Genomic DNA, 12,682 nt, shown 5'->3' with positions numbered 1-12,682 from the left:
GTGGCAGGAACAGTATTCCTTTCTGAGATCGGAGAAGAACATTCTCGAGTTTTAGAAGGTTGGCCCTTTCTGCTTGGCACATCCCACAGTTCACCCCACCTGTATGGGCAAACTGCTGACAGGGCGTTGCACATGATTCCACTTTCAATTCTCGATCTCGCGTTCATCACCGAAGGCAGTTCGGCGACCGAGGCGCTTCATCGGAGTGCGGATCTTGCGCAGCATGCGGAAAGTCTGGGCTTCAAGCGTTTCTGGCTGGCTGAACATCACTCAATGGCGGGCATTGCCTCCGCTGCGACTGCGGTAGTAATCGGCTATGTCGCAGGCGCTACGAAAACCATCCGGGTGGGTGCAGGCTGGATCATGCTGCCAAACCATGCCCCGCTTGCTATTGCCGAGGCGTTCGGCACGCTGGAAAGCCTTTATCCGGGCCGGGTCGATCTTGGGCTTGGACGCGCGCCCGGCTCCGATCAGGCCACAATGCGCGCGCTGCGTCGTGATCCGGCCTCCGCTGACCGCTTCCCACAGGACGTGTTCGAACTGCTGCGTTATTTTGAAAAACCGGAACAGGGTCAGGCAGTCTTTGCCGTTCCGGGCGCGGGGCTGACTATACCGGTCTGGCTGCTGGGATCGTCCTTGTTCTCCGCTCATCTGGCCGCCATCATGGGACTGCCATTCGCATTCGCCAGCCATTTCGCTCCTGATCTGATGGAAGAGGCTCTGACGCTGTACCGTGAGCGGTTTGAGCCTTCGGAGCGACTGCAGTCACCTTATGCCATGCTGGGCATCAACGCAGTCATCGGAGAGACGCAGATCGAAGCACAGCAGGCGGCAACATCTCTACAGCAGCATTTCATTGCTCTGCGTCAGGGACGTCCTTCGACTTTTCCTGCACCTCGGTCAGTGTCCTGGAATAGTCAGGAACAGCGTCTCCTTGACAGCACACTGCGTTATACCTTCGTAGGAACCGCAGAAGACGTCACAAAAAACATTTCCGCTTTCGCAGAGCGGTACAGGCCTGATGAACTCCTGATCGGTACGCCGTTATATTCTCAGGAGGCGAGGCGAAAGACCCTCAGTGGCATCGCGCACCATTTGATGGAAAAATAATCCCATACCTGAGCACACGGGGCGGCACCGCATGGGTTGTTTGTTATAGATGGTGGTGAAGCCGAACGCCATGACGCACATGGCCTTGTTTTTGTAGCATTGGGCAGCCACCACTAGGTCGCATAATATTTCTTATGCCAACTAGTGTTCGTTTTTTGAAGGATTCTGCTTTACTGTGGAATTTCGCAAAATGGAGGGATCGAAGAACCCTTGATTGATGTGCTTGGCGATTTGATTGACGGTTTTTACGATGCTCTCTGCTCTGCGTTTTGAGCAGATTGGGGCTGTACCCCGCTGAATGACTACGCGCTCGCGTTCAATCTTTCGAGGAAGAGGAAACGGCGCATATTATAGACGATATTAGCCAGCCCGATCCTCATGGTGGCCCGGGTGATACCGACAGTTCGGATGAATAGTCCGGTCTGCGATTTCTGATCGGCAAAGACGTGCTCGACGCGGGATCGGATCACCGACTTCCCTGCATTAGATCGCTGGATATGCCGGGGCATCGGTTTGAGATGCGGCTTTTTCCTGTGGACCTTTGAGACAAAGCCCTGCTTTTCCATGAAATCTTCATTGGCTTTGGAGCGATACGCCGTGTCTGCCCAGACGCTTGAGGCCGTATTGGTTTTATCCAGCAGCCCCTCTCTCAATCGCGCGCCATCATTGGCGGCGGCATGTGTTGTTTTCCATTTCCGGATGAACCGGTATTTCCGATCGATAGAGAAGTGCGATTTATAGCCAAAGAACGGGATAGCGAGATCCGTTGTGGGGATTGTTCCGTCATCCTGCCGTTTTGCTTTGGTGAACTTCAGCGTCCAGCGCGCATGGCGATCCTTGTGCGGCAGCTTTGCCCGCTTGTCCTGCCAGTCTGCAGGAATACGTCCTGTCCGGAGGTCGGCTTTCTCAGCGTTGGTATTGCGCTGTTTTGGAGCAGCTACCAGTGTGGCATCCAGGATCTGGCCGGACATCGGCAGATAGCCTGCGTTCCGCAGGGTTGTATCAAAGCGATTGAACAGACCCTCGATCGCTCCCACCTGGGTCAGGCGTTCACAAAACAGCCAGACCGTTTTGGCATCAGGAACACGATCTGAAAGCCCCGGACCTAAAAAACGCATGCAGGAGAGGCGATCGTTGATCAGATACTCCGTCCGTTCGTCGGACAAATTGTTCAGGGTCTGGATCACCAGGATCTTGAACATCAGGGCGGTCGCCCGCCCTTGCTTCCATCTGAATAGGCCAGAGCCTTCTCCAGATCAGGACGGAACACTTCAAAATCCACAGTCCGGGAAAAGGCTTCGAGCTGATCACCAAGCCCGCTCAACCGGGCAAGCCGTTCTTCAACATCAAAGGAACCCGGCTGCTTCATCTTCCATTCCCTCAATCAATGCAGGAGAAATGGGATCACAGAGAGAGGCTCAAAACCAGAGGGTTTTTCGAACCCTCCAGATCCAACGGTCGACGCCATGAACACACCAATGAAGAGCATGGCCAGGATCATGACGGCCATGACCCAGTGCAGGACGCGAGACGGCATGGTGAAAGATTTCACGTTTTTCATGACTTTTTGTCTTTCGCGTTGGTAGGCGGAACCGTCATTTCAGGCGAAACAGCAGGGGCAGTCGGCCGTTCGCCGGAACGCAGATAGAACGAGCGCATATAGGCCGCAGATCGGGCCTGTAGGATCGGATCGCCTGACAGCATCATGCCCTGGGGTAGGACAAGCGGGTCGAAAGTTATGCCGGTGCATGGGCCGTTTTCCTCACTCTTAATATCTGTAAGGGTCAAGGTTCCCGCATCGATCTGCCGATTATCCCGCGACCATTCCTTGCTCGGGTTATCAATCGCGTCGCCGCTACCCGCCAGTGTCACCATCAGCCGCCATTGCAGGGGGTGAGCGTGAAGGTCATTGATCAATTGGCGGAAGAGGTAATCGTGATCGTCCGCGTGACCATCGGCCGGTGTGACGGGCTGCAAAGGTACCATGGACCAGCGCACGGCTGTTTTCGCGCCGTCTTTAGCGACGAACAGGAAACTGTTTAGACTACGATAGGTGTCATCAGAAAAACCCGACGAAAGAGGCCGATGAGTGATCTGTGCGCCTGCCGCCTGCAACCAGGGATGAGCCGCCCGGAATGCCTTTACCCGCGCGGGGTCTGGTTTTCCGCTTGCCGGGTCGGGGCGCGACGCCAGCTGGAGGTCCTGAAACTCCTGCGGGGTCCGGACGGGAAAGACCGGGATGTCGTTCATGCCCATGCGCCACTCCTGGCTATCGGCTGGTTTCAGGCGCAGCGCCAGGCTGCGGACCTTTGCGGGCGCATCAGCCTGAAAGGGCATACCGCCCGCGAGGGCGAAACGTCCGATCACGGGAACTCTACCCGGTTGGAGGACGGACGCCGCCGAAATCCTGGCAGCATTGCCGTTACCTTCGAACCAGCCCGTCACGCACACACCCTTGGCGTGATTGCGCCGAAAGCCGGGGTGCGTGCCGTCCACTGCACGCAGGGCATCCAGCAGGCTGGTCTGTGTCAGGCGATGGGGCGTCAGCCCGCCGCCGGCCCACAGGAAACTCAGCGCCAGGGCCGTCGGTGCCGCGATCACACCGAGCCAGCGTAAGGCTGAGGCAGAGGGCACGAGTGGCTTCGTTGCCATGGTTTTCGATCCTTTGAAAGCGTCTGATGGCAAGACGCCCGACAGAACGGATCTATTCCCTTTGTGCTGCGTGCATTGCGAAATATTTTGCAGTCGCCCTGTCCGGGCGGGAATAAACAGACGCCAGAGGCGTCTTCATCAGCAGCGATACCGGAAACCATATGAGGCACGTGCAGGATTGAACGACGGTGATGATAGCAGGTTGCAGAACGCCATACCGGCCCTGAGACGGTATGCCCGTGTGCTGACACGTGACCCGCATCAGGCCGACGATCTGGTGCAGGACTGCCTGGAGCGTGCCCTGACCCGGATGGATCAGGTGCGTTGTGGGCCGGACCTGCGGCCCTGGCTGTTCACCATCGCGCATAACCTCAATGTCAGCCATTGGCGGCGTCTGCGGCGTCTGGTTTCCTTCATGGAAACGACCGATCCGGAACCGATGCAGGAGGCGGGGCAGATTCCCCATCTGGAATGGAAGGAAGTGGCGGGCGCCTTCGAACGTCTTTCCGACGACCACCGACAGGTATTGATACTGGTCGGTGTCGAAGGGCTGGAATACGCGACGGTCGCGGACATATTGGGGGTGCCGGTGGGTACAGTGATGTCCCGGCTGTCGCGGGCCAGGACGGCCTTGCACCGGCTTGTCGAACATGAGGAGCTTCCCATGCTCAGGAGGGTAAAATGACACGGCCCGACCGCCCCGTGACTGAGGACGATCTCCAAGCCTGGGTCGATGATCTTCTGTCTCCCGAACGGCGGAGAACCGTAGAGACGTGGCTGGATACCAACCTCGATACACGAACGCGGGTCACGGCATGGCGTGCGGAACGCGATCTGTTGCGGGCGACGATGGATGCCGAACTCCGACAGCCCGTACCGGCGCGTTTCAACATCACCCGGCTGAAACGACGCAGAGCCCGCCGTTTCAGCATGCCGCAGATGGCAGCTTCTGTCGTGCTGGCCCTGTCTCTGGGACTGGGCGGCGGATGGATGCTTCGTGACCGGGAAGTGCCCCTCGGCCTGGCCTCCGTCGAGCAGGAGGCGACGATCGTGCATGACGCCGGTAAGGGCAGCACAATCTCGTCAGGCAATGTCGCGCAACTGGCGGCATGGGGCGGTCGGACGCTCGGGCGACCGGTTCGTCCCCCCGATCTGTCGGCAGCGGGTTATCAACTCACAGGCGGACAACTGGTCACGACGGATCATGGTCCTGCCTGCGTCTTTTTCTACAAGGAAGGTAATGGCAACCGGATTACCCTATTCGTTCGACCCATGTACGGCCATGACATGACGGCTCCCATGCGCCCTATGCGACATATGCCGGGCTATATCTGGGCGCAGGACGGGCTCGGGATCAGCATGGTCGCAGACACGCCTGATAGCGATCTGCATCGTCTCGCCAATCATGCCCGAGATATGATGGGGGAAGCGGGGTAACGGTCAGATTGCCTTTTTTGACCCAAACGGGACTTTCTGCTTTCCCCTGATCCGCCTGTCTGTTCAGCGATACAGGAGCAGACAGGCGGCAGTCGCCTACATCTCGATTATAGATCAGAAACGGTGCATAGCCTGAAAGCGGACTTCATCCAATTCGACAATAACTGTTACGGCACATCTCAAACCTGAACGATAATCTATACAAAATCATGCCCACTGGTTTCAAACGCTGTACGGGAGAACAACCCGTTTCCTTTCGTTAGCCCCAGTAAGAAAAAAACTACTCCGAAGGAGTATTGATTTTCTGCTGTCCAGAAGCCTCCTCTCGTGAGAAGGCATCGCAGATGGCGAGCCCTAACCCTTCATCCGACACCTACTTTTATCGGTTACAGCGTAGCTCGTATTCTGAAGACAGCAGACATAGCATTCATGGTTATGATAGCGTTCTGCCGCCTCGCAATGACATCTGTCATTCGTCGGATCATGGCTCTTCGCCTTTTGACGCGAGGATGCTGGGTAGCCGCGTCTCAATCCAGTCTGCAAGTGCGGAGACTTTTTCTGCCGCCTCCTGCCCCAGCGGCGTAAGGCTGTATTTGACATGGGGCGGGACCACATTAAGTGCGACCCGATCTACAAGGCCGTCGCTTTCAAGCCATTGAAGTGTCTGAGCCAGCATACGCTCACTCACTCCGCCGATGAGACGACGTAGTTCGCCAAAACGATGTGTCTCATTCTGTAGCGCAATCAGAACCAAAACTCCCCAACGACTGGTTATGTGCTTGAGGACCTCACGCGAAGGGCATTGAGCAACCATCAGGTCGCCTCGACGGAGTTGTGCCGACAGGGGTTCTCCCTGAACTTTTGAATTTTTCTTCATACTTACATTTATGTATGTACTTACGAATAAGAAGCAATAGTCCTATCCTTGGACACGTCACAAATGACGATCAGGGAAATAAGCCATGACGATAGCGATTAGCGGTGCGAGCGGTCAGCTCGGTCATCTTGTTCTCAACGCTCTTGAAGGCCGGACAAACGCGGGAAACATCGTCGCTCTCGCACGCACGGCGTCAAAAGTCGCAGTTAAGGGCATCGAAACGCGAGAATTCGATTACACGAGAATCGAGACACTCGCTCCAGGTCTGACGGGAGTGGAAACCCTGGTCCTGATCTCATCGAACGAAATCGGCCAGCGTGTCACCCAGCATCGCAATGTGATCACAGCCGCAAAGGCGGCCGGAGTGCGGACCATTCTCTATACCAGTGTCCTGCATGCGGACACGTCCGTTCTGTCATTGGCTGACGAGCATCGTGCGACCGAAGCCGACCTGAGATTGTCCGGCCTGTCTTTCACGATCCTGCGCAATGGTTGGTACACCGAAAATTATACTGGTTCCGTTGGAGCTGCACTGAAAGGAGGGGCTTTCATCGGGAGTGCCGGAGACGGTCGTATCTCTTCTGCGGCTCGCGCTGATTATGCACAAGCGCTTGCTGTCGTTGCAACAGGCCCGGGCCATGTCGGGAAAGTCTATGAACTCGCAGGTGACGATGCCTGGACGCTTTCCGATCTGGCGGCAGAGATCTCGCGACAGACCGGAAAGGATATTCCATACTGTAATCTGACTGAATCCGATTACGCCAAAGCGCTTATCGGAGCAGGTCTTCCCGATGGACTGGCACACGCCATTGCGGGTTGGGACATCGCCGCGTCACAGGGCGCGCTTTTTGATGACGGACGGCAGCTCTCGGCTCTGATCGGACGGCCACCGACGTCCCTTGCGGAGAGTGTTGCGGCAGTGCTTAAGAAATCGTCCGAATGATGTAAATTGCGAGGATGTCTGCTTTCGGGACTTCGTCTCTGGCAGACTGTCGGGTTGGGGTGCCCTTTAAGGTGGAGGGATCGAAGAACCGTTAATTGATGCGCTTGGCTCATAATGTCTGGGCTTTGTCGTTTGATTGACGGTTTTTCGGTTCGTTTTTGAACTGCGTTTTGAGCAGATCGGGGGCTATTACCCGCTGAATGACTACGCGCTCGCGTTCAATCTTTCGAGGAAGAGAAAGCGGCGCATGTTGTAGACGATATTGGCGAGCCCGATCCTCATGGTGGCTCGGGTGATGCCGACTGTTCGGACGAACAGCCCGGTCTTTGACTTCTGATCGACAAAGACATGCTCGACACGCGAGCGGACCACGGACTTGGAGGGTTTGAAACCAGCTCTGTGATTCCATTTGTCTGGTTCTGACTGAGGCAATGGCGCTATGAAGCAGGCTGGTTTCTTTGTGGATTTTGAGGTGCTCCGTCCTGATCTGGAGCAGGATTTGGCCTACTCAGACAGGAGCAAAGGCGGCCGTCCCCCGTTCGATCCGGTGATAATGTTCAGGATCCTGATGATCCAGACGCTGAACAATGTGTCTGATGCACTGACAGAATATCTGATCAACGATCGCCTCTCCTTCATGCGTTTCCTTGACCTGGGGCTGTCGGACCGTGTGCCTGATGCCAAAACGATCTGGCTGTTCCGCGAGCGTTTGACCCAGGCGGGGGCCATTGAAAGGCTGTTTGACCGATTTGACGCGACCCTGCGGAACGCGGGCTATCTGCCGATGTCGGGCCAGATCCTGGATACCACGCTCGTAGCCGCCCCAAAGCAGCGCAACACGAACGCTGATCCGGGCAGGGCGTATTCCTGAAGACTGGCAGGATAAGCCATCCAAATTGTGCCACAAGGGTCGCCATGCGCGCTGGACACTGAAGTTCACTAAAGCAAAGCGGCAGGATGACGGGACGATCCCCACAACGGATCTTGCCATTCCGTTCTTTGGCTACAAATCGCATGTTTCCATCGACCGGAAGTTCCGGTTCATCCGCAAATGGAAGACGACAGATTCCGCCGCCAGTGATGGTGCGCGATTGAGAGAGGGGCTGCTGGATAAAACCAATACGGCCTCAAGCGTCTGGGCAGACACGGCGTATCGCTCCAAAGCCAATGAAGACTTCATGGAAAAGCAGGACTTTGTCTCAAAGGTTCACAGAAAAAAAGCCGCATCTCAAGCCCATGCCCCGCCATATCCAGCGGTCCAATGCATGGAAATCGGTGATCCGATCACGCGTCGAGCATGTCTTTGCGGATCAGAAATCACAGACAGGGTTGTTCGTCCGAACCGTTGGCATCACCCGAGCCACCACCAGGATCGGGCTGGCCAATATCGTCTATAATATGCGCCGCTTTCTCTTCCTGGAGCGGATGAACGCGAGCGCGTAGTCCTCCAGCGGGGGACAACACCCGATCTGCTCAAAACGCAGACCGGATGCCATCGCAGAAACTGTCAATCAGTACGCCCAAAATCCAAAATCAGAACCAAGGCATATCAACAAACGGTTCTTCGATCCCTCCATCTCATTTCGAAAAAGAGAACTCTACCGCTCTTCAGTATTGGGAACAGAAAACTTATTCCAAGAAACGCTTTGAAGTGATATATTAGAATACTAATCTCGATTAGAGTAAAAAATTGTCTATTTCCGTCCTCTCACGTAGCGCCCTGTCTGATCTTTCTTTGTCTGAATGGCAAGGACAACCTACCGTTCAGCACTATACGACCTTGCTGCGCCTGATCGACGCTGCTGGCCCCTTACCGTTCTCTTTCGCTGAACCCGTCGTTCAGTGGGTTGTCGATGACAAGCCGGGCCAGATCACCTGGTACGGGACTGTCGAGCACCCGTTCCGGCCTCTGACGGACTATCCCCCGCTACAGCAAGACGCCCTGCTCAAAAACTTGACAGTCTGCCTGCAAAAGCTCCAGCGGGTCGCCAGCAGTCATCCGCAGAGCTACGCCACGCTTCTTGAAAAGGCGCTTTTTGTTCCGAACCTAAAAGCTGTTTTCACAGACGGAACCCAACTAATTTTGGCGCCGTGGGGCGCGCAGGATGCCACGCACCGGATTGATCCCGCACTCCCCGATACCTTCTCCCGCACCCCTCTGGGGGCTCTGCTTGAACCCTCCTCAAAAAACCCGGACTTCCTGAATACCTCCGCACCCCAAAAGGGGGCAACAGCCTCTTATCCGGCGCAAAAAGCAGATCCTTTTTCCGGTACGACATCGGTCGGGACCTCTTTCGAGGCGCGACTTCACGACGAGTCTTCTATCGTTACAGCGCCCTTCCCGGCTTCTTCCGCACCACTCCCCTGGCTTCTGCCGTTGTGGATACGCATCATTCTGCATGTCCTGACATTTACGGCATTTTTTGCTCTGGCTTTCTGGGCAGTTCTGGCATTCGCGAGTCACTCGAAACTCATCACCATGTTCGGTCATGTCATGTTTGGAACGCATCTATGAGCCGCCAATTCCTGGGAAAAACCACTGGACATGACGTCGTCGCGCTCATGGCACAGGGCCAGCGGGTCATTGAATACTGGCCTGATTTCTGCCGCCTGCTCACTCAGCATTTTGGAGTTGAGGGCACGTCGCTGCTTGCAGAACCAGCTTTTCACGACAATGGCAGCATTGATTGGTACGGCGAAACTGGAACTCCAATTCCACAGGACGAATTGCTCGCACAATACGAGGCCATTAAGACAAAAATAGAAGCGCTGGGAGCACACCCGGAGAAAGCCACCACGGACACGGACAGAACTTTCCTCAGTCTCTTGCTCTTTGCAATCCAGATTCCAAGCCCAGACTATCTGCGATCCGGCCCGAATGGTCCTGTGCTGATTGGCTGGGGCCATCAGCCCGTGACCACCCGAATCGAACAGGTCGATCTGAAAGGCTTTGGCAAGCGCCCGCCTCCACGTCCGAAGGCCGATCCTCCGGCCTCTGAAACCAAGACGGCAGCCCAGCCTCCGGTAACCATCTTGCCTCCCCCCCCAGAACCGCCCGTAATGCGCCTCTGGGGGCCATGGCAAAGCTGGCTTCAACTGTTCGCCAAGCTCGCCGGACTGGCATGCATTCTGTGGCTCTTATCCCGTCTGGGCGGATGGATTGGTTCTTGGATCTGTCATTATCCAAACTTTCCGCTCTGGATCACTCTGCCACTCGTCCTGCTTATTGGCCTGCTGCTTCTCCTGCTCCTTCCCTGGCGCACTTGGTCGGACTTCCGGCGCGTTGGCCGTGTCGGGGCACAGACAGGAATTTTGCAGATCGTTCTGGCCTGGGACGACCTCAATGACCTCGATCTCCATGTCCTATGTCCCGATGGTGGACGTATTTATTTTGGTAACCGGAGCCATGGAGGAGGAATGCTTGACCACGATGCAAATGCCAGAACGACCGGAGCCGTGGCACCTACCAAGCGAGCCGTTGAAAACATTGTCTGGCAGGGAGCACCTCCTCCCGGACTCTACACGGTAGAAGTCGATCCTTTCTCGATGCCCATTTGCCCGCACACTCGCTTCCGTCTGACGGTACGCCATAACGGGCACGTGCTTGTGGCCAGACAGGGCATCGTATCGCAGACACGGGGCACGCTGTCGGTCTGCCAGTTCCGTATTTCGTCCTGATGCCCATTCTCGATCAAACCGGACCGCTGAATACCGTTGGCCATACGGCTTTTCTGGCTGCCCTCACTCAGAAATTCGGGCCAGATCATGCAGCGCTATTCGCAGTACCCACCCCTCACCCTCCCAACCAGACACTCTGGATCAAAGAGGGGCAAAACATCGTGCCGTTCAGGGATCTGCCTGAAACAACACGTCTGGAAGTCCTCCGCTATGTTGGAACCGCACTGTCCGACATCCGCCGCATGTCGCAGGTTGAAGAGGGAGATCTCAGAAGGCTCTTTCCCCAAGCACGGCGCATCCCGTCATTCGATTGTATTTATGTCGTCGATAGCCGCCCGGTTCTCAGTCAATGGGGCCTTGCAACAACACAGATCGATCCCCTCGCTGCCTATGACGATGGCCAGTTTCCGCTCATCCAGCAGACCCGACTTCCCACGCATCCTTCTTTATTGGTTTCGGGTCTGGCAGGTGCGCTACTGGGGCTTTGTCTGGCCTGTATCCTGACCTGGTTCAGTGCAACGACGCCTTATTGTGCCAGCGTGCCCCATCCTGCGGCATCAGAGCATATTGCAGTTAACGAACTGCCGCAGGGCGCGTGGGAGCAGCACGACCTTTCGGTTATGAAGGGGTGCTGGTTCCGTATCAGCAACATGAAGACCGAGAATATCCAGTCCAGTGCGGTTCAAAGTGTTGCAAAATGGACGTTCTGCTTTTCGGAAGACGGCTCACGTGGGCAGCAGCACCTAACCTATACGGATGGCAGCATGTGCACGGGCCCGATCTCCGCTGCTTTCGAAAACGATACACTCGCCGTAAAAGCCGAACGCTGTTACACGGCCCCCCATACCTTTCTGGTCCGGACAATTTTTCGCTGTACGCGCGGGCTGGAAGGACAGGCAATTTGTCCCGGTCATGATGCGGACCCTGCCGTTCCCGACTATACTGATCATAAGCATAAAATTGCTACCGGCGTTTTTCAGCGAGAGGCACCCTGATGAGTGCGCCTCTGATCCTGTGCCGGGACGCACGACCGGCCGATGCTCTTTTCGCGCGTCAGATTCATGATGCCGTTCTGCTCAGGCTTGGGGCTGCACATGCTGCCCTCTTCTCCTTACCACAATCCGATGTCTCGGCCACCGGCACGGAATGGATGACGACCGGCACACAGGCAATTGCCGCCGAAGAGCTACCGACCACAACACGAGAAGCCCTCTATGCCCATGCCGGGTCTATTCTCGCGGACCTCCGGCGGGTCGCCCAGAGCGAACCAGGCATTCTCCGCACCTATGCAGACCGTCTGCGCTCCTTTCCGGATCATGGCAGTCTGTTTGTGGTCGACGGTCGGCCCGTTCTAGCCCGATGGGGACAGACGCCCTATACGCCAACCTGGGTGTCTCGGTTCGATGATTTCCGTCCCCCCCAAGCAGCACGCGTTTTATTTCCGGCTTCCCCTAACCTTCTGATCACAGCTTTGGTGGCCATTCTCTTCGGCCTGATCGCTGCTGCGATCCTGATCTGGACACTCCCCCAAAACGGACAATGCCTTCTCGCAGACAATATTGCACGCTGGAAGCACCATGATCCAACCGTTATGGCAGGCTGCTGGGAGCGCGCGAACAACATGAGTGCAGCCAGTAACGACGTTCTGACACCGAGTGATTATAAACTCTGGGAAGTCTGCATGAAGCCGGACGGACAGAACGGATCACTCCGGCTGGAACTCGCCAACCAGGCCCCCTGTACCGCAAAAGCGACCTCCCATTTCGACGGCGACAAGACCGTTCTTGAGACCGAAGCCTGTCAGCTTCCATCTCTGATCTATCTGCCGCGCACCCTGACCTGTCATCAACACGACAGCGGACATATCGCGTGCATCATTCATGTTGATGCTCCTCTGAGCGAACTGCCAGCGGGGTATCATCAGGCCCATGAGGGATTGCTTGAGCGGATCAAACCGGAGTAAATCAATGACACATTCCGCAATA

11 protein-coding genes and 3 pseudogenes are annotated in these 12,682 nt (G+C 56.1%); 9 read left to right on the top strand and 5 right to left on the bottom strand.

Annotated features, from left to right (window positions below; translation table 11 throughout):
• The first annotated feature begins 132 nt into the window (after positions 1-132).
• Positions 133-1,110: an LLM class flavin-dependent oxidoreductase gene (locus JK208_RS12820; protein WP_211576424.1), complete on the top strand. Its 978-nt coding sequence runs from the start codon at positions 133-135 to the stop codon at positions 1,108-1,110.
• A gap of 302 nt (positions 1,111-1,412) precedes the next feature.
• Here the strand turns inward: JK208_RS12820 and JK208_RS12815 are convergent.
• From JK208_RS12815 to JK208_RS12805, 3 genes and pseudogenes are all read right to left on the bottom strand, one after another.
• Positions 1,413-2,479 (bottom strand): annotated as a pseudogene (locus JK208_RS12815) (IS5 family transposase).
• A 15-nt stretch (positions 2,480-2,494) separates the two neighbouring features.
• Positions 2,495-2,671 carry a hypothetical protein gene (locus JK208_RS15900; protein WP_249202150.1) on the bottom strand — a complete coding sequence of 59 codons (177 nt, stop codon included), beginning with the start codon at positions 2,669-2,671 and terminating at the stop codon, positions 2,495-2,497.
• A complete protein-coding gene (locus JK208_RS12805; RefSeq protein ID WP_077804100.1) occupies positions 2,668-3,762 on the bottom strand; it encodes a catalase family peroxidase in 1,095 nt (364 codons plus the stop codon). The genes JK208_RS15900 and JK208_RS12805 overlap by 4 nt, the downstream gene beginning before the upstream one ends.
• A gap of 178 nt (positions 3,763-3,940) precedes the next feature.
• On the opposite strand from JK208_RS12805, the gene JK208_RS12800 reads away from it, so the two are divergent.
• Positions 3,941-4,447, top strand: a complete 507-nt coding sequence (locus JK208_RS12800; protein ID WP_077804101.1) for a sigma-70 family RNA polymerase sigma factor — start codon at positions 3,941-3,943, stop codon at positions 4,445-4,447.
• Positions 4,444-5,199, top strand: a complete 756-nt coding sequence (locus JK208_RS12795; RefSeq protein WP_077804102.1) for an anti-sigma factor — start codon at positions 4,444-4,446, stop codon at positions 5,197-5,199. Before JK208_RS12800 ends, JK208_RS12795 begins: the two co-directional genes overlap by 4 nt.
• Positions 5,200-5,680: 481 nt before the next feature.
• Here the strand turns inward: JK208_RS12795 and JK208_RS12790 are convergent, their stop codons facing one another.
• A complete protein-coding gene (locus JK208_RS12790) occupies positions 5,681-6,013 on the bottom strand; it encodes a helix-turn-helix domain-containing protein (RefSeq protein ID WP_077804234.1) in 333 nt (110 codons plus the stop codon).
• A 148-nt stretch (positions 6,014-6,161) separates the two neighbouring features.
• Here JK208_RS12790 and JK208_RS12785 point away from each other — a divergent pair, with 148 nt between their 5' ends.
• Entirely contained in the window at positions 6,162-7,019 is an 858-nt protein-coding gene (locus JK208_RS12785; protein WP_077804103.1) for an SDR family oxidoreductase, read from the top strand.
• 204 nt (positions 7,020-7,223) lie between these two features.
• Here JK208_RS12785 and JK208_RS12780 read toward each other — a convergent pair.
• Positions 7,224-7,397: pseudogene (locus tag JK208_RS12780) on the bottom strand (IS5/IS1182 family transposase); the annotation flags it as partial.
• Positions 7,398-7,458: 61 nt separating this feature from the next.
• Between JK208_RS12780 and JK208_RS12775 the strand changes: the two are divergent.
• From JK208_RS12775 to JK208_RS12755, 5 genes and pseudogenes are all read left to right on the top strand, one after another.
• Positions 7,459-8,462 (top strand): annotated as a pseudogene (locus tag JK208_RS12775) (IS5 family transposase).
• A gap of 247 nt (positions 8,463-8,709) precedes the next feature.
• On the top strand, positions 8,710-9,534 hold the full coding sequence (locus JK208_RS12770; protein ID WP_194268091.1) for a hypothetical protein: 825 nt from the start codon (positions 8,710-8,712) through the stop codon (positions 9,532-9,534).
• The gene (locus JK208_RS12765) at positions 9,531-10,697 is read left to right on the top strand and encodes a hypothetical protein (protein ID WP_077804105.1); all 1,167 of its coding nucleotides are present in this window, start codon (positions 9,531-9,533) and stop codon (positions 10,695-10,697) included. The genes JK208_RS12770 and JK208_RS12765 overlap by 4 nt, the downstream gene beginning before the upstream one ends.
• Entirely contained in the window at positions 10,697-11,692 is a 996-nt protein-coding gene (locus tag JK208_RS12760; RefSeq protein ID WP_077804106.1) for a hypothetical protein, read from the top strand. The genes JK208_RS12765 and JK208_RS12760 overlap by 1 nt, the downstream gene beginning before the upstream one ends.
• Positions 11,692-12,660, top strand: a complete 969-nt coding sequence (locus tag JK208_RS12755; RefSeq protein WP_077804107.1) for a hypothetical protein — start codon at positions 11,692-11,694, stop codon at positions 12,658-12,660. The genes JK208_RS12760 and JK208_RS12755 overlap by 1 nt, the downstream gene beginning before the upstream one ends.
• Positions 12,661-12,682 lie beyond the last annotated feature (22 nt).

The sequence above is a fragment of the Gluconobacter sp. Dm-74 genome (genome assembly GCF_018256135.1).
In the GTDB taxonomy this organism is placed as follows: domain Bacteria; phylum Pseudomonadota; class Alphaproteobacteria; order Acetobacterales; family Acetobacteraceae; genus Gluconobacter; species Gluconobacter cadivus.
This window is presented reverse-complemented; position numbering and strand designations above follow the sequence as displayed.